The sequence below is a fragment of the Pseudoalteromonas sp. APC 3893 genome, assembly GCF_030408095.1.
Taxonomy (GTDB): domain Bacteria; phylum Pseudomonadota; class Gammaproteobacteria; order Enterobacterales; family Alteromonadaceae; genus Pseudoalteromonas.
Genome location: NZ_JASDCD010000003.1, coordinates 128,439 through 146,480 on the forward strand (window position 1 = coordinate 128,439; position 18,042 = coordinate 146,480).

Annotated in this window: 16 protein-coding genes; 7 read left to right on the forward strand and 9 right to left on the reverse strand. The window is 40.9% G+C overall.

Annotated elements, in window-relative coordinates:
- Window positions 1-172 precede the first annotated feature (172 nt).
- The 6 genes from megL to pspA form a co-directional block, all read right to left on the reverse strand.
- Window positions 173-1,354 (reverse strand): methionine gamma-lyase, encoded by a 1,182-nt coding sequence (gene megL, locus QMA12_RS06560; protein ID WP_087530775.1) that lies wholly within the window; start codon window positions 1,352-1,354, stop codon window positions 173-175.
- A 137-nt stretch (window positions 1,355-1,491) separates the two neighbouring features.
- On the reverse strand, window positions 1,492-2,523 hold the full coding sequence (locus tag QMA12_RS06565) for a TIGR01620 family protein (RefSeq protein ID WP_290209631.1): 1,032 nt from the start codon (window positions 2,521-2,523) through the stop codon (window positions 1,492-1,494).
- Window positions 2,520-3,935: a YcjX family protein gene (locus QMA12_RS06570; RefSeq protein ID WP_290209632.1), complete on the reverse strand. Its 1,416-nt coding sequence runs from the start codon at window positions 3,933-3,935 to the stop codon at window positions 2,520-2,522. Before QMA12_RS06570 ends, QMA12_RS06565 begins: the two co-directional genes overlap by 4 nt.
- 58 nt (window positions 3,936-3,993) lie before the next feature.
- Window positions 3,994-4,395, reverse strand: coding sequence for an envelope stress response membrane protein PspC (pspC, locus tag QMA12_RS06575; protein ID WP_087530777.1), 402 nt, complete (start codon window positions 4,393-4,395; stop codon window positions 3,994-3,996).
- The gene (gene pspB / locus QMA12_RS06580; RefSeq protein ID WP_087530778.1) at window positions 4,392-4,625 is read right to left on the reverse strand and encodes an envelope stress response membrane protein PspB; all 234 of its coding nucleotides are present in this window, start codon (window positions 4,623-4,625) and stop codon (window positions 4,392-4,394) included. The genes pspC and pspB overlap by 4 nt, the downstream gene beginning before the upstream one ends.
- 69 nt (window positions 4,626-4,694) lie before the next feature.
- A complete protein-coding gene (gene pspA, locus QMA12_RS06585) occupies window positions 4,695-5,354 on the reverse strand; it encodes a phage shock protein PspA (RefSeq protein WP_087530779.1) in 660 nt (219 codons plus the stop codon).
- Window positions 5,355-5,541: 187 nt separating this feature from the next.
- Between pspA and pspF the strand changes: the two genes are divergently transcribed.
- The 6 genes from pspF to QMA12_RS06615 are packed head-to-tail and all read left to right on the forward strand — an operon-like array spanning window position 5,542 to window position 11,891.
- Window positions 5,542-6,600 carry a phage shock protein operon transcriptional activator gene (pspF, locus tag QMA12_RS06590; protein WP_087530780.1) on the forward strand — a complete coding sequence of 353 codons (1,059 nt, stop codon included), beginning with the start codon at window positions 5,542-5,544 and terminating at the stop codon, window positions 6,598-6,600.
- A 15-nt stretch (window positions 6,601-6,615) separates the two neighbouring features.
- Window positions 6,616-8,223, forward strand: a complete 1,608-nt coding sequence (locus QMA12_RS06595) for an ABC transporter substrate-binding protein (RefSeq protein WP_087530781.1) — start codon at window positions 6,616-6,618, stop codon at window positions 8,221-8,223.
- Complete coding sequence (locus QMA12_RS06600) at window positions 8,223-9,257, forward strand: ABC transporter permease (protein WP_087530782.1); 1,035 nt, start codon at window positions 8,223-8,225, stop codon at window positions 9,255-9,257. Before QMA12_RS06595 ends, QMA12_RS06600 begins: the two co-directional genes overlap by 1 nt.
- Window positions 9,244-10,137 (forward strand): ABC transporter permease subunit, encoded by an 894-nt coding sequence (locus QMA12_RS06605; protein ID WP_087530783.1) that lies wholly within the window; start codon window positions 9,244-9,246, stop codon window positions 10,135-10,137. Before QMA12_RS06600 ends, QMA12_RS06605 begins: the two co-directional genes overlap by 14 nt.
- Window positions 10,138-11,130 (forward strand): oligopeptide/dipeptide ABC transporter ATP-binding protein, encoded by a 993-nt coding sequence (locus QMA12_RS06610; RefSeq protein WP_087530784.1) that lies wholly within the window; start codon window positions 10,138-10,140, stop codon window positions 11,128-11,130.
- Entirely contained in the window at window positions 11,130-11,891 is a 762-nt protein-coding gene (locus QMA12_RS06615) for an ATP-binding cassette domain-containing protein (RefSeq protein WP_087530785.1), read from the forward strand. Before QMA12_RS06610 ends, QMA12_RS06615 begins: the two co-directional genes overlap by 1 nt.
- Window positions 11,892-12,277: 386 nt before the next feature.
- Here the strand turns inward: QMA12_RS06615 and QMA12_RS06620 are convergent, their stop codons facing one another.
- Window positions 12,278-13,600 (reverse strand): Fic family protein, encoded by a 1,323-nt coding sequence (locus QMA12_RS06620; RefSeq protein ID WP_290209633.1) that lies wholly within the window; start codon window positions 13,598-13,600, stop codon window positions 12,278-12,280.
- A 667-nt stretch (window positions 13,601-14,267) separates the two neighbouring features.
- Between QMA12_RS06620 and QMA12_RS06630 the strand changes: the two genes are divergently transcribed.
- Window positions 14,268-15,161 (forward strand): alpha/beta hydrolase, encoded by an 894-nt coding sequence (locus tag QMA12_RS06630; RefSeq protein WP_290209634.1) that lies wholly within the window; start codon window positions 14,268-14,270, stop codon window positions 15,159-15,161.
- A gap of 338 nt (window positions 15,162-15,499) precedes the next feature.
- On the opposite strand, the gene ppiD is transcribed toward QMA12_RS06630, so the two are convergent.
- Together ppiD and QMA12_RS06640 are read right to left on the reverse strand one after the other, a co-directional pair.
- Window positions 15,500-17,404 (reverse strand): peptidylprolyl isomerase, encoded by a 1,905-nt coding sequence (gene ppiD, locus QMA12_RS06635; RefSeq protein WP_290209635.1) that lies wholly within the window; start codon window positions 17,402-17,404, stop codon window positions 15,500-15,502.
- Between the two features lie 170 nt (window positions 17,405-17,574).
- A complete protein-coding gene (locus QMA12_RS06640; protein ID WP_290209683.1) occupies window positions 17,575-17,877 on the reverse strand; it encodes an HU family DNA-binding protein in 303 nt (100 codons plus the stop codon).
- Window positions 17,878-18,042: the final 165 nt, after the last annotated feature.

The following is an 18,042-nucleotide window of genomic DNA, read 5'->3' on the forward strand; positions in this document are numbered from 1 at the left end:
GTTACCCAGATACTAAGCAAATGTAAGGCAAAGTTTAATAGCTGGGTTCACATCAGCCAATGGCCACAACGCCTATATTGTAAAGTTAAAATTACGATTTTAAAGCAAAATATTTACACCCCTAATTATAAAGACCCTAAGACCAACCTAAGTGTACACTTAAAGTTACATTCTACATAATTTGAGTAAATGCATGGTTGAGATCGTTAATTATGTCGTTAACATCTTCAAGCCCAACAGATAGTCGAATTAAGCCATCGCTTATACCCGCAGCCGCTCTTTCCTCTGGTGTATAGGGCGAGTGAGTCATAGAAGCAGGGTGTTGTATCAAGGTTTCAGCATCACCTAAGCTCACCGCTAATGTGCAAAGCTTGGTGCTATTAATAAACTGCTCGCCATCTTTTAAGCTGCCTTTTAACTCAAATGCGATAACCCCACCAGCCGCTTTCATTTGCGTGCCTATAAACTTATTACCCGGGTGTGACTTCAAACCTGGGTAATAAACGGTGTTGACATGTGGGTGTTGCTCTAAAAATTCAGCAACAGTTTGCGCGCTTTCACAATGGCGTTGCATTCGTATTGCTAATGTTTTTAAACCACGGTTTATTAGCCAAGCATCATGGGGACTAATGGTTGCCCCAATGTCTTTAAGTACCGTCATTTTGATTAAGTTGATATGCTCATCGGAGCCACACACTAAACCCGCCACTACATCGCCATGGCCGTTTAAGTATTTTGTTGCGCTGTGTACGATTAAATCAATGCCATAGTCAGTTGGTTTTTGCAGCAGCGGGGTTAAAAAGGTATTGTCGATAACACTAATAAGCTGATGCTGTTTGGCAACGTCGCTGATCAAATTTAAATCCATCACCGCCATTGTTGGGTTAATGGGGGTTTCAGCAAAAATCATTTTTGAGTTTGGTTTTATCGCCTCACGTAATGCTTGCTCATTGGTCATATCAACAAAGCTTACCTCAATTCCCCAGCGCGGTAGCATATGAGCAAAAAAAGCAAATGTGCAGCCATACAAAGCACTTGATGCAACAAGGTGATCCCCCTGTGAAAGAAAGCTTAACACCGATGCTGACACAGCCCCCATTCCGGTTGCTGTGGCCGCAGCGGCTTCGCAGTTTTCTAGTTGAGCAACCTTTTGCTCAAGCTCAGTGGTTGTTGGGTTACCTAAACGGGTATAAATATAACCGGGCTCTTCTCCTGCAAATCGAGCTGCACCTTGTGCTGCATCAGTAAAATGAAAAGTAGAGGTTTGGTATAGAGGGGATGTTAACGCACCATGCGGGTCGTTCGCTTTTTTTGGCCCATGAATACATTGACTGTCGATGTGGAGTTTGTTCATTGTTTGATCTTTTTTGATTATTATTAATATAATAATCAAAGCGCATCAGCTGGTAGATAACAAGCATGCCGGATGCACAGATGGCTATTTAGTGTTAAGCACCTAATAGCCACTGTACAGATATGTTGTCAGTTTTATTAGTCACCTTGCTCTTGGCTTGTCTTTTTACGAGACACAATTTTACTGGCAATAAGCTGGGCGGTGCCTTTGAGCAAGCTGCGTTTATGCTCTAAACGCGGTAACGGACGGCTCAACTCCATTGCTTTATAACCAATACGCGCGGTAAATATGCCAGCACTTAAACCTTGCGCCGCGCGACCAGATAACTTACCAAGTAACTCAGCGCTAAGTGCGGTTGCCGCTAAATCAGAGACCAGCTCTGCACTACCGACAAACATCACCTGCTTTATCAACATTCTATAAAGCTTAATACGGCTTGCGTAACCAAAGCCAATGCCATAAATGCGCCCTATTTGATCTATTAATTTAGTGCCGCGCCAAAGCACGGCCATCATATCAACTAATGCAAGCGGGCTAAGTGCCACCAGCAAGCCTGACTCTGTCGCAAAACGGTTAATTAATTTTTTTGCTTGAGCATCTTGTGCGACTAATAAGTTATCAGCGTACAAGGTCATGATTTCTTTATCGGTATGGTGCGTTGCAACACTTGCTTTAAATTCAGCAAAGCCTGTTAATTGCTGATGCTTATTAAGCTTTTCAAGCCAAGGTAATGCACCACCCACTTGTTCTGAGTTAAGTAACCTAGCGGCTTCGTGACGGTGTAATTGATTGCGCTTTAAACTGCGTAACATGCGGTATTCACGCCATAACAAGCGGCCAATTAGCAAAAAGCCAGTAACAACGGCAATCGAATAAACAGTGCCTAAAATAATGGATTGTTGAAATGCAACCACTAATGAAAATGCAAATTCCATCAGCACTAACGTTAAAAAGCTGACAACGAATAAGCCCTTTAGGGTTTGCCATTTAGATTTTTTATAAACCGGTGCTAAGTCAATACCCTCTTCTAACTCAGGCTCTTGCTCTTCTTGGTGCTCAAATTCACCGTGTTCAACGATTTTTGCAGTAACTAAATTTAATTCAGGATCGGCAACCGGCAGCTCTGACTCAATACGCCTTCCCGCTTGAAATGAAGTTGATTCACTCATGTAAGTTTATCTCCTAATAGGTACTGCATAACATGATCTAACCGAATATGCTTTAATTGTTTATCTGGGCAAGGCATAGGTGAGAATGACAAAAACTCAAACCCATTTGCAGGCCACTCTGCTTTAGTCAACATACGTGATGGTGGCTGTGGCGGTAAGTAAGTTAGCCATTGCTGCTCATTTAATGGTTTGCCATAAATACAATTTAGGGGGTTGCCTTGCTCAGTAATTTTTCGAGGTTGCGTCGCCGCGATAGAAGACATCGCGATGGTCTCTATTTTCACCCCGTCAAACTTTAGATGATTTGCTTGCTCATGCACCAATGAATCCAGTAATAAGGCTAAATCTTTATGGTGTTCACCACTGATATGATCTGATTTATTAGCCGCAAACAATAATTTATCTATATTGGGTTTGAACAAACGCTTTATAAAGCTATTTTCACCATAGTTAAAATGCGCCATTAATTGCCCAATAACAGCGCTTTGCTCATGCAGCGTTTCAGGCCCTTCATTTAATGCACTCAGTACATCCACCAGCACTATCTGACGGTCAAAATGACGAAAGTGCTGGGTATAAAATGGTTTCACCACTTCTTTTACATAGGCGGTAAAACGCTTATTTAAATGTGCCAAATTTGAGCCGGGTATTACTTCAGAGTCATATTCAGCCACAGGGAAAAACAACAAAAGTGGTGCCCCTTGCAGTTCACCAGGCATCAACATGCGCCCCGGTTGGAGCATGGCAAGTTTAGTGTCTTTTTTTAATCCAACTAACAAGCTTTGGTAGAGCTTGGCAAGTTCACTCAATGCATGCTCATCGACAGGTGCATTCAAATCAAGATTATTGAGTGCGGATAAAAAATCTTGCGCTTTATCAACACGAGGCTGCTGCACTAGTAACGTGTATTGTTGCTCACACCACTGCTGATAGCTTTGCTCAAGCATAGGTAAATCGAGCAACCATTCACCAGGGTAGTCAATAATATCAAGGTATAATGTTGATTGTGGTGCAATGTGCGAGCGTAAACCCGAGCCACTTTGGTATTTAATAGCCAAGCGTAAGGTATTTATGCGTTCAGTTGAGGCAGGCCACATAGGTTCGCCATCATGAGGCAGTAATGCCCCTAACGCATTTTGATAAGCAAACGTTGGGATAGTTAGCGCTTGCTGCGGCACTACCTTAGTCGCGATATGACGTTTTTGCTGCATAACATCAAAAAAAGGTAAGTTTTTATCGTCAGCTTGGCTGGTCAAATGTTTTACAAGTGCAGTTATAAATGCTGTTTTACCGCTACCACTTAAGCCTGTTACGGCAAGCTTTACATGTTGGTCTAAACTTCGGTGGACCGCTTTTTCAGCTTTCCCTTTGAGTTTATTGAAGGCTTTTTTAGCAGATGAAGTGTTTATCATAATGAGTGAGCACTTTATCTACTTACTTTACGAGTCTGATAAAGTGCTATTAAATCCTTTAAAGCTTATTGATTTCACGGCTAACCGTAAACTCTGTTGAAGTAACGTAACGTTCCATCTCTTGTAAGCGAGAATCTACACGGCCTAAACGATCTTTGAGATCTTGTAATGCGCGACGTGGTGGCTCACCTTTTTGCCATACTTTAAATTTGACTTCAAGTGGATCTTCATGCTGTGTTGCATAAGAGCTTGCCGGTGAATTTGCAGGTTTTTTATCTAAAATAAACCATGCTGCAATATACGCGACCACAAATAAGGGACCGCCGGCTAATAAAACTGCGGTGACAAAAATGATTCTGACTAACCACAATTCCATATTAAAATAATCACTGAGTCCTGCACATACACCGGCAATTTTGCCGCGTACTGGGTCTCTTAACAGTTCGCGTTTAGTATTCATACTTTACGTCTCCACTGTGGTGCCTCTTGATCAAGTAGTGCTTCTAGTGTTTCTACTCGGTCTGCCATTTTATCGGCTTTTTGCGCAAGCTCTAATAACTGGTGGTGTTCATGTTCACTCAAGCCTTGGCTTACCTGCTTTTTGCTACGATAATGTAAAATTAACCAAAGTGGCGCCACCACAATCATAAAAATGATAATTGGGGCAACCAGCACATCTGCGTCAATCATAACCTTCTCCTGCACAATCCGTTTATTTGTTTAAGCATAGGGGGAATGCTCCCCCTTAATTATTATATTTTATTTGTCTGCAAGCTTCTTTTTAAGCGCTGCTAATTCATCATCAATCTTCTCATTTTGCTGTAAATCAGCAATTTCATCAGACAATGATTTTTTGCCTAAGTCGTACGATTCTACTTGAGATTCTAGACCATCAATTTTAGTTTCGTAACGTTCAAAGCGATTTAATGCATCTTCAACTTTTGAGCTATCTAATGCTTTTTTCACTTCTAGGCGCGACTCAGCCGAGCGTTGACGTAAGATAATTGCTTTTTGACGTGCTTTAGCGTCAGCTAGTTTATCTTGTAATGTGCTCACTTCTTGTTGCAGTTTCTCGATGTGAGACTCAACATGAGTCAGTTCATCTTCAACGGCGGCTACAGCGTCTGCTGATTTTTGCTTTTCAAGCAATGCTGCACGCGCTAGGTCGTCACGATCTTTACTCAGTGCCAGCTCTGCTTTTTCTTGCCACTGCGATACTTGTGCTTTTAATGTATCAACGCGACGTACTAACTCTTTTTTCTCAGCGAGTGTTTTAGCTGATGTTGAACGAACTTCAACTAACGTGTCTTCCATTTCTTGAATGATAAGACGAACCATTTTTTCAGGATCTTCTGCTTTATCCAAAATGGCATTGATATTAGAATTAACAATGTCTGCAAAACGTGAAAAAATTCCCATAACATTTACCTCTGTGATGTTTAACTTAATTGGTCTGCACTCACTGTTACAATATGCTTGCCAACTTTATAAAACATAAAATACAGTAATATTTTCATAAAGTTAAACTAAAAATACAAATTCCTTTAGTTCTCCCGAATTATGAAATACACTAACTGTTAGTAAAAATGACTAAGAGTTAGGGAATATGAGCCAATTTCGTCAACAGGATAACTTACTCGGCCAATCAGACAGCTTTTTAGCTGTACTGGATCAAGTATCGCAGCTGGCAAGTTTAGATAAACCAGTGCTAATTATTGGTGAGCGCGGTACAGGTAAAGAGTTAATTGCTGCTCGTTTACATTTTTTGTCAAAACGCTGGGAGCAAAACTATATAAAGCTCAATTGCGCAGCATTAAACGAGAACTTACTTGAAAGCGAATTATTTGGTCATGAAAGTGGCGCATTTACCGGTGCCAGTAAACGCCATGAAGGTCGTTTTGAGCGTGCCAACTCCGGTACTCTGTTTTTAGATGAATTAGCAAACACCTCTGCCATGGTGCAAGAAAAGCTGTTACGAGTCATTGAATACGGCGAGTTTGAACGAGTTGGGGGCAAACAAACGGTTAAAGTGGATACCCGTTTAGTCTGTGCTACCAATGAAGACCTGCCCTATTTGGCCGAACAAGGCGAATTTAGAAGTGATTTACTCGACCGACTCGCCTTTGATGTAATTACTCTGCCGCCGCTACGTGAACGTCAAGACGACATAATGCTACTGGCTGAACAGTTTGCCATTAATATGGCTCGCGATTTGGAGTGGGAGTTATTTAGTGGCTTTACCCGAAGCGCCGTTGAAATACTGCAAACCTATGACTGGCCAGGTAACATCCGTGAGCTGAAAAATGTCGTGGAGCGTAGTTTATATCGTCATGGCAATGAACATATTCCCGTTCACCAGATTATTTTAGACCCATTCGAAAGCAAGTTTAGACCCAAGCAGCGAATTAAAGCACCACTAAAATCAGAGCAAACAGAGATAGTGGCCCCAAGCACAGTCGAAGTTGCCCCTGTGAATAAACCTGCGCAACACACCTTTCCATGCAGTTTAAAAGATCTCTCTAACGAGTTTGAAATTGATTTAATAAAAAAAGCACTCGAATTCAGCCAATTTAATCAAAAGAAGACTGCAGAAGTACTTGGTTTGACGTATCATCAACTTAGAGGCTATTTGAAAAAATATAATTTACTAGATCAACAACAATAGTCAGAGGTTGAACCGGTGTATAAATTATTACTTGGGCTATTTTCGCTGAGCTTAACAGGCTGCTTAGATACGAAAGAACCAACCCTAGAAGAAAAAAACCAAGGCTTAGTTTATTGTGCTGAGGCGAACCCTGTGTCGTTTAATCCACAAGTAACGACCACAGGTTCAACAATCGATATCATTGCTAATCAGCTTTATGACCGTTTGATTAGTATTGACCCTATAACGGCAGAGTTTCAAAGCGAGCTGGCAACCGATTGGAAAATCAGCCCTGACGGAAAAGCCGTCACCTTTACCCTGCGTAAAGGGGTTAAATTTCATAGCACCAACTATTTTACACCTACTCGTGATTTTAATGCCGACGACGTTATTTTTACCTTCAGTCGTTTATTTGATGTATACAACCCTTATCATTTTGTTGGTGATGCAAATTATCCTTATTTTCAAAGTGTGGGGATTGATCAACTTATTCGCCGTATAATACGTGTATCGGACTACCAAGTTCGATTTGAGTTATTTAATGCTGAGAGCAGTTTTTTAGCCAATATGGCAACAGATTTTGCAGTAGTATTATCCCGCGAATACGCAATGCAATTAAAAGCCCAAGAACAACTCGATTTATTTGATCAATACCCAATTGGCACTGGCCCGTATGTTTATAAAGAATACCGTCGTGATCATTTAGTTCGTTATTATCGCAATAACGCCTACTGGAAACACAAAGTCGACCTTGAACAATTGGTTTACGATATCACTCCTAATGGCACCACACGTATAGCCAAAATGCTCACCAAAGAATGTGATGTTACTGCACACCCAAGCAGTGCACAGTTAAGTATTTTAGCGAACCGCGCCGATATAAACGTGCAAAAAGAGACTAATCTTAATGTAGGTTATTGGGCGTTTAATACTGAACGCCCCCCATTTAACGACATCAAAGTCCGCCAAGCACTCGCTCACGCCATCGATATTGAAAAAATAATGCAAGCGGTGTTTTACGGTAATGGTATCCGTGCACAATCAATTTTGCCGCCTACCTCTTGGGCTTATCAATCTCAAGGTAACATGCCTGCGTTTGACCCCGAACTTGCCAAAAAATTGCTTAACGAAGCTGGTTTAGAAAATGGCTTTGATATGACAATTTGGGCTATGCCTGTCAGTCGTATCTATAACCCCAACGCCCGAAAAATGGCTGAGTTGATGCAAAGTGACTTACGTAAAATCGGAGTCAATGTCAGTATTGTTGAATATGAGTGGAATACCTTTATCCAACGTATTGGGGAGCACCGCCACGATAGCGTACTACTAGGCTGGGCGGCCGATACACCTGATCCTGATAACTTTTTTAGCCCATTATTAAGTTGTTCAGCCACATTTAGCGGTAAAAACCCAGCTAACTGGTGCAACCCAGCATTTGACTTATTACTCACTCAAGCACTTGATAGCACAGATTTAGAAATGAGGAAACGCTATTATCAACAAGCACAAGCTATGTTGATAAAAGAGCTGCCCTTATTACCATTGGCACATGGCATGCGCTTTCAAGCCAGTAGCAGTGATGTAGAAGGTATCCCGCTTGGCCCATTTGGCGCAATATCACTGGCTAATGCGAGGAAAAAATAATGGTGTTAGATTATTTTTTACGCCGCCTAGGCTTGTTACTATTTATGATGCTCACCTTGAGTATTTTTACGTTTTCATTAAGTTATTTGTTTCCCGGTGATGCGCTCAGTAATTTAAGCGGCATTACCAATACCAGCTTTTCGCAAACTAGCGAACTACAAGAAAAATATCACTTTAATGATAATTACATTACTCAATATTTTGCATTTTTAGAACGCATTTTTTTGGGTGATTGGGGCCTATCTTTTGCCTCAGGTGATAACGTATTTAACCATATTATTGATTTATTCCCTGCAACACTCGAATTAAGCTTATACGCGCTCATTATTTCAGTAGTCATTGGTGTGCCTGCGGGTATTTTAGCCGCGGCTTATCATAAAAAACTGCCTGATAAACTCATCAACTCAGTCACATTAGCAGGCTACTCAATACCTGTTTTTTGGCTTGCGTTATTATTAATCATGGTGTTCTCACTGCAATTAGGTTGGTTTCCTATGTCGGGCCGTATGGGGTTACTTTATGAAATCCCCCCGCAAACGGGGTTTATTTTAATTGATATTGCACTCGCTGAGTTTCCTTATTCGGGTATGGCGATGTTCGATGCCCTGCATCATCTGACTCTGCCAACCATCGTACTGGCAATGTATCCTACCACGGTATTAATTCGCTTTACCCGTGAATCCATGCTCCATGTGCTTGATCAAAACTTTATTAAAACGGCGCGAGCCAAAGGCCTTAACCGCGCACAATTAATTGTGCACCATGCACTGCGCAATGCTTTATTACCCGTGATCAAACAAATCGGCTTACAGTTTAGTACTTTGATCACTCTTGCTATGATCACCGAAGTTATTTTTTCATGGCCGGGCATAGGTCGCTGGCTCATTGATAGTATTTATCAACGTGATTATCCTGCTATACAAGGTGGTTTATTAGCGGTCTCTATGTTTGTTATTTTAGCCACTATTATTGCTGAACTGACCTACACCCTGTTCGATCCGCTTTCTCGGAACCAAGCACATGGCAAAGTTTAATTTATTTTCTGAAGAATCAAACAAAGCGCCTCTGGCGCGGTTTTGGCGCAAGTTTAAATCAAATCACCCAGCTTTAGTCGGGCTGTGGGTGTTTATTGCATTTGCGATATTAGCTGCAGCTGCGCCTTTTATTGCCCCCTATGGTGTGAATCAGCAGCACAGCGATGCTCTTCTTATTCCTCCCTCATGGCATGAAATGGGCGATGTGCGATTTTTACTCGGAACAGATGATCTTGGACGTGATGTGTTATCACGGTTAATGAATGGTGCAACCTACACATTTGGTTTGTCTGTTATTGCTGCACTTATTACCACTGTGATTGGCGTGTTAGTCGGTACTTTTGCCGGTATTAGTCGCGGCTTACGTTCAAGCTTTTTGAATCACTTACTCGATATCACTTTATCAATTCCTTCATTGCTGCTAGCAATTATAATAATCGCAATTTTAGGCCCCGGCCTAATGAATACAGTGTGGGCGATTATTTTAGCGCTACTGCCGCAATTTATTCACTCGGTGCGCAATTTAATTGTGACCGAGCTGGGTAAAGATTACATTACCGCTTTTAAGCTTGATGGTGCCTCTAATTGGCATATCCTCTCTCGTGGAATTTTTCCTAATATTTATGAACATATTGTGGTTATTTTTACCATGGCGCTTTCAACCGCTATATTAGATATATCAGCCCTTGGCTTTTTAAAACTCGGTGCGCAGCCTCCAACCACAGAATGGGGCGCTATTTTGGCAGAGAACTTAGGCTTGATATACTTAGCACCGTGGACAGTAGGATTACCTGGGGTGTTACTCTTTTTAGCCGTGTTATCAACTAATTTAGTTGGCGATGGTCTTCGCCAAGTGTTAAAAGCACGTAAGGCAGATTAAATGCAATTACTCGACATACGAAATTTAACTATAGAGCTGCAAACACCCGATACAGTGATACGTGCAGTAGATAGAGTAAGCTTGAGTTTAAAAGAAGGTGAAGTGCATGCGCTGGTGGGTGAATCAGGCTCAGGCAAAAGTCTCATCGCTAAAGCCATTGTTGGGGTATTAAATAAACGCTGGCATATCACAGCCGACCGCATGCACTGGCGCGGTGTTGACCTTATGCGTTTATCAAACGAGCAACGCCGTAAAATTGTAGGCCAAGATATCGCCATGATTTACCAAGATCCTAGCCGCTGCCTAGACCCAACAGCAAAAATTTTTGATCAAATAGCCGAGACACTTCCCGAAATTCAAGAAAAAGGTTTTTTCTTAAAACGTAACCGCCAACGCAAAGATCGGGTAAAAGCACTGATCCATAAGGTGGGAATTAAAGATCATGAAAAGGTCTTAACCAGCTATCCTCATGAACTCTCAGAAGGCGTGTGCCAAAAAGTAATGATTGCCATGGCCATTGCCCGTACACCAAAGCTATTAATTGCCGATGAGCCCACCACAGCTCTAGAAAGCACCACCCGCGCCCAGGTATTCAGATTACTTAAAAGCTTAAACCAGCTAAAAAACATGTCGATATTAATGATCTCTCACGAACTAGAAGAAATTATTAATTGGTCCCATGGCATGCACGTATTATATTGCGGGCAAATGGTAGAAGCTGGCCCTACAGCTAAAATATTTAGCCAGCCACGTCACCCGTACACTCAAGCACTATTAAAAAGCTTACCCGATTATGAGCAAGGGCTTGCTCATAAAGAACCTTTTTACGCTCTCAAAGGGACGATCCCAACGTTGCAGCATTTACCAATAGGGTGTCGTCTTGGCCCTCGCTGCCCACAAGCACAAAGAGCTTGCGTGGTCACCCCAAAGTTAACTAAACAGCATGGTCACAGTTATGCGTGTCATTTCCCTTTAATTAAGGCAATGAAATAATGCAACCTCTATTGAAAGTACAAGCCTTATCAAAAAGCTTTAACCTTCGTGCTGGGATCTTTTCACGTAAACGCTTTGCAGTATTAAAAAACATTTCGTTTTGCTTAGAACAAGGAGAAACCCTGGCTATTATCGGCGAAACGGGCTCTGGAAAAAGTACCCTAGCAAAACTGCTTGCCGGTGCCGATCATGCAGATAGCGGGCAAATTCTACTCGATGGCAACATTATCGAAAACAATGGCATTCGCAATCAGCAATGCCGTCATATTCGAATGATTTTTCAAGACTCAGAAGCCTCGCTAAACCCAGGACTGACTATTGGCGACATGCTCGACGACTGCCTGCAATATAATACCTCATTAGATAAACAAACGCGCGGCGAAAAAATAACCACAACCTTATCTAAAGTTGGTTTGCTTAACGACCATCAACATTATTACCCACACATGTTCAGCGGCGGTCAATTACAACGTATTGCCCTCGCCCGTGCATTAATTCTTGATCCAAAAGTAGTGGTACTCGACGAAGCGCTATCATCACTAGACCCATCAGTACGGGCGCAAACAGTCAATTTATTACTAAAGCTACAACAAGACACCGGCTTAAGTTATATCTTGATCACCCATCACCTAAGCCTAGTACGCCACATCAGCGACCAGTTAGTGGTACTCGATCACGGTGAAATAGTCGAGTACGGCAAAACCGAAGATATTTTCCAAGATCCACAATCTAACGTAACCCAGAAATTGTTGAGTTGTTAAAGATAAAGGTTCTAGGTGCTAGGTGAAAGGTTCTAGGAAAAGCCAGAGCAGCTCGGCGTTAAACTTATCACCGTAGGTTGTGGTTGAGAGCAACGAAACTCAACATTTAGTGTGAGATCTGAGCGATGCTCTAGAGCGAAAAACTGGCGGTCGGGTAAACTCGTTTTTGGACAAAACGTTTTAGGTCGTCGGCTATATTAGGTGAATTTCGTATAAAAATTTTATGGGCTAACTCCTGATTAATCGGTAAAACAGCTTGGCTGTTTTATTGCGCCGTTTGCAATTAAAAATGACAAGCTAGTTTGAATAAGTCCTAACTTGAACTGCCAGATTTGATTTCTAGAGTTGAATCAAATCAGGCAATGAATAGCCGATTTAAAACATATTTATCTGTTTCGTCCTAAAAGCTTTTCTAACTTTTGCTCCGCTACTTTATCATCTAATGATAGAGCCTTATATTCATCAATAAGCTTTGTTAAACCTGAATTTTTTTCACCACGAAAATATTCAATATTACGTTCGATTTTCTTCAAGATCTTAATTAGGCTAACATCATTAACTAGAGAAACCTCTTCTTTGTCAGCAAATAGGTTTTTCTCTTGCGGGAAGTTCACAAAGTAACGTAAACCACGTTTACCTTCACCTGACGGGTAAAGTAAGCCATTATCAACTAATGACTTTAAATCCCTCGTTGCGGTTGCTGGTGGCGCCCCGGTAATAGCTCGATATTTTTCATTAGTTAAACCATCACGCACAAAGCCGTCAGAGCCTACAGTGAAGATTTTTTTCATCACCTTCTCTTGGCGTTGGTTGAGTTTGACCTCTTCATATTCTGCCCAAAATTTTGATTTTTGCAAAACAAATTCAACAGACTCAAGCGACTTGTCTTGAGAAGTTCTAACTAGCTCAACAAACCACGCTATCCACTCATTAATTTGTAAACCATAATTAGTATCTCTAAGCTTTTGATAATAATCCATTCGATTAGTATTAATCATGCTCGACATACTAAAAAGCGGAGGTCTCGAAAAGTCTTGAAATAACGCATGCTCGGCTATGGCTCTACCAACACGGCCATTACCATCTTGAAACGGATGAATAGCGACAAACCATAAATGAGCAACTGCTGCTTTTATAGGACTTGAACAATTGGCGCTGTTATACCACTGTATGAAAGCATCCATTTCATGTTCAACCTCAATGCGGTTATTACCTGGTGCTTTGTAGATGATTTCACTGTCGCCGTATAAGTCTTCTCTTATTATATCAATGGGCGAGTCTCGATAATCGCCTTTAGTAATAGGCTTTACATAATAATCTTCACTACCGTGTAATAGCAGTGTGTGCCAATGACAAAGTAAGGTTTTAGACATAGCGCTTTTAATGCTTTTACGCACATCAACAAGCATCGCCGCAATGCCTTTTTCTTTAGGGAAGTAACCACCACACTCTGGCTCTTTTAACCCTAGGAAACGAGCAACCGATGAGCGCACCTCTTCACGGTTAAGTTTTTCACCTTCAATGGCACTGGTGCTTAATGCTTCTTCCACCAGTAAGTGGACAAATGCATCGTTATGGTCATTCGACGGTATTTGAGATAATGCCCCTTCAATGCTGTAAGCTTTATTTGAATACTCGCTGACACTTGCCTCAAAGCGTGTCACATCATATTCAAATTTAGGCCAATTTTTTTGTTGCCAATGATACATGTGATTTAAATCTTTAATATTTATAAATCATTTTATATCAAATTTTGATTTAAAAATCCATATTTTATGAATCACATGGAGAGCAGTTTTAATTTATAAAGTGAAGATGTATGAATCAACTCAATCCTTTTAAGCAGAATTGAGTCATTCAAACGTCCACTTTTTGCTCAACACAGATCTTTAGACTATTTGCGTTAACACATTTTGGGGCAGAAACGAGTTACGCCTAACACTCTGCAATTGGCACTAGGCGATCTAATTTTCACCTCAATGACGGATATATTTTTAATATCTTTTAATAAGCGGAGCGTCTCTTAATCTCTTTGTGAATAAATCACTTAAAAGTCTCTACACCTGAATCTGGTTGCTTTTAGTGCGACTGAAAGTTAGCATTAAGCTCCATCCTAAATAATCATGGACGAATTTTGAAAGCTTGGCTTCTCCTCTTTTTGTGTATCTTTTCTATTGCTAGTCATGCTGTTATCAAAAGGCATGATGTTCCCGCTGAAAACTACTCATTAAATATTACTCCAGAATACCTCGTTGATTTGCCTCACGAGGGGCACGGAGTATTAATTAGAGAATAATGAAAAATTTAACACACCTATTTATGCTAGTGCTTTGTATTTTCTTTTTGTCAGGATGCACTTCTATCGGGAGTTACGTCATGTCTAACCCTGACGTATACCTTTCTGAGGCTGAACTTATAAAAGTAAAGCCAAGTGAAATTGGTTTTGAAAAAAACACTTTTTGCTCCGCTAGTTCGTTGCAATGCATTACATACTTGGCTGCTTCAGCTTATCAAACTTCTGATTTTCCAACTGGAAGTGCCCCCTATTACAACCTTCATGCGACAGGTAATGGTGTTGAAAATACTATTACACATAGAATGCCACCTGCTACATTTAATCGGTTTAAAGGCACCGCATTGCTACTACATGGTTATGGTGGTAGCAAAGAGGTAATGATGGCTACGGCTATCTATTTTAGAGCTCTTGGCATGGACGTTGTGATCCCAGACCTGTTTGGCCATGGGGAATCAACAGAAGCTTTTGCCTTCGCTGCAAAAGAACATACTATTTTAAACGAACTACTTGCACAGCTGTATTTAAAACAAGCAGATAAGCGTATTATTGCAGTAGGTCATTCTATGGGGGCGCTTACAGCTACAAACCTGTTATCTTCACAATACATTAACGCAGCTATTTTACTGGCGCCCATGATGAGCTTTGAGCTGGCCGTCAGAGAATACTTACCTTACAAGTCTCCTCTACTGAACAAACTGTTTCAAAATCAGCTAGATGATATTGTTAATCAAACGATGACTAACGCGAAAGTAACGGTTCAAGAAACTGACTTACTTTATAAGATAAAAAACACTGAGAAGCCTGTACTGCTAATAAATTCAAATTTAGATACCCTTTCACCCCCAGCTTATTTTTCGTCAATTCAAAATAAACTTGTAGAGAAAATAGTATTTAAAAATCGATCACACTCAAGTTTAATGGTGTTTGATAGTAATGATATAAATGAAGTTGAACGCTGGTTGATGAAGTTATAAAAGCAATTTCGTTGGGTTTTCGTTGCTCTTAATCTCTTTGTGAATAAATCACTTAAAGGGTTTTGCCAAAATTCAGAATACATCGAAGAAATAAAACACTCGATAATGCAGTGCATTGGTGCAGACTGACAGGGTATTTTATCGTTGGGTTTCGTTTCACTCTACCCAACCTACGTGTGTTACATAAAAGCAGCGCGAGATAAACTCAAGCTTACAAGCTACACTCACCTAGAACCTAGTTACCTAGCACCTTTAACTTTTAACTTTTATCTTTGTACCTATACCTTCCGCTCACAAAAAAAGCGCCATTAGGCGCTTTTTAGTTTGCTTAATTAAGCTTACTCAGCAGGTGTTGCTTGTGCTGGTAAGTTTAACTCTGCTTTAGCTTTTAATGCATCGATGAACACCATGTAGTTTTTATTTACTTGGGCCATTGTGATGTTTTGCTTTTGCTGTGCTTCAAGCTCGCCTTCAACTGATGCGTTAGTAACAGACTTAAGTGCGACGATTGCTGCGTCACCATTGCTAAGCTCTACTTTATCAACCACTGGCGTGTCAGTAGGGTGAGCCATTTTAAACACTTGCTGTACGATTGCAGGAGACACCGCATACGCTTGGCGCGTTAATGATGCTTCTTGACGTAGCTCTAGGCCTTGCTCTGATGCAACTTCAGTTAAGCTCTTACCCGCTGAAATATCAGCAAATAAGGTTGTCGCTTTTTCTTTTGCAAGTTCAGATGCTTTTTGGCTCACTAAACGTGTTTTGATTTCATCAGATACATCGGCAAGTGCTTTTGTGCTTGCTGGCTTATGCTCGCTTACACGTACAATTACAACGTGCTCGTCACCTACTTCAACAACTTCTGAGTTCATGCCATCTTCAAGTACATCTGGTGAGAAGATTGCGCTGACAACAGCTGGCGTATTAAGCGGTGCTGGTAATTCATTGCGAGCAACAAGTGGCGTGGTCGTTACTTCAACGCCTACAGTCTCTGCTGCATCAACTAAGTTGTCAGACATTTCAAATGCAACTTCGCTCATTTGTGTTTGCTTTTCATAAAAAGCATTCACTTTTTCAGTACGTTCTAGTTCAGCACGTAAGTCAGCTTTAACATCATCGTATGGTTTTGTTTGCTGGCTTTGAACATCAGTTAGTTGAATGATGTGATAACCAAACTCAGATTCAACAACGTCAGAAAAGTCACCTTTTTCATTAAGTGCAAATGCAGCTTCTTCAAAAGCTGGATCCATCATGTCGCGTTCAATCCAATCTAGATCACCGCCCATTTCAGCACTGACGATATCATCTGATGATGATTCAGCTAATGCTGCAAAGTCACTACCTTGTTGCAATTGCGCTAATAAGTCTTCAGCTTTGCTTTTCGCAGCATCGTCGTCTTCGCTATTATCTATTAAGATATGTGATACACGGCGTTTCTCAGGCTCTATATACTGTGCACTATTTTGCTCGTAGTAAGCTTTTACTTCTTCTTCGCTTACATTGCTCTGTAAGTCTAGGTTTGCTGCATTTAAATCAATGTAACTTACCGATACTTGCTCTGGCGCTAAAAACTGTGACGTATTTAGGTCGTAATAATCAGCAATTTCTTGCTCAGTTACTTCAACCCCTTCTTGTAACGACTCTTTATTTACTACCACGTAATCAATGCTACGCGTTTGTTGTTGTAACGCCACTGCACTTGCTAATTCGTTATCAAGGGCAAAGTCAGTGCCTGCAACTGCTGAGATTAGCTGACTACGAGTCATTTCTTCACGTAAGTATTCACGAAATGCATCCGGTTGGAAGTTCATTTGACGAATAACTTGTAAGTAGCGGTCGTTATTAAATTGGCCACCGATTTGGAAGTATGGCAATTCTAAAATTGCTTTTTTAACACTTTCATCACTTACGCGTAAACCAAGTTCGTGTGCTAGTTGAGTTTGCAGTTCTTGTTGTACTAGACGGTCAACGACACCTTGGCGAATTTGTGCCATGTAATTTGGATCTGCAGTAATTTGTGCAAAGTATTCACCAAATTGTTGTTCTAAGCGGTTACGCTCATTTTGGTACGCGCGGTTAAATTCGGTTTGACTAATTTTAACTCCATTTACTTCAGCAACAGGCTGCTCTGTGGTTTGACCTAAGTAACCACCGATCCCTGCTAAAGCAAAAGATAAAATCACCGCGCCTAAAATAACTTTGGCTACCGGTCCTTGCGAACCTTCTCTGATTTTCTCAAGCATTTATATATCTCTATTCTATTCTGAGGCAGAAATCGCCTTGCTAATGTAAAAAAAGCGTATCTTACCAGATACGCTTTTTTTGTTGAAGCAATTGGCGATAAAGATAGCTATTTGTGCTAAAAAGCAACGAGCTTCTTACACTGCCAAAACTAATTCACATAAAACAGTGATTAGCTATTACATGCATCTTTAAGCGCTTTACCAGCTTTGAAAGCAGGGATGGTCGCTGCAGCGATTTGAATTGTTTCGCCAGTTTGTGGGTTACGGCCTGAACGTGCTGCACGCTCACGTACTGAGAAAGTACCGAAACCTACTAGTGCAACTGAATCGCCGTCTTTAAGAGCGCCCGATACAGACTCGATGAATGAATCTAGTGCACGACCTGCAGCCGCTTTAGAAATGTCAGCGTCAGCTGCGATTTGATCGATTAATTGAGATTTATTCACAATATCATCCTCTTTCATTGTTATTATCAAGAGCGATTGTTTTTTAAACTAACATCACTATTTTGAAAATTTTAGAGCAAACTATTTCATGCTCGTACGATTGTAATTTTTCTTCAGCCTAGGCCACATAAGGCCTAGGCTTGAAAACCAGTGCTTAACTTATCATACCATCTAGATTTGAAAAGCCCTTTA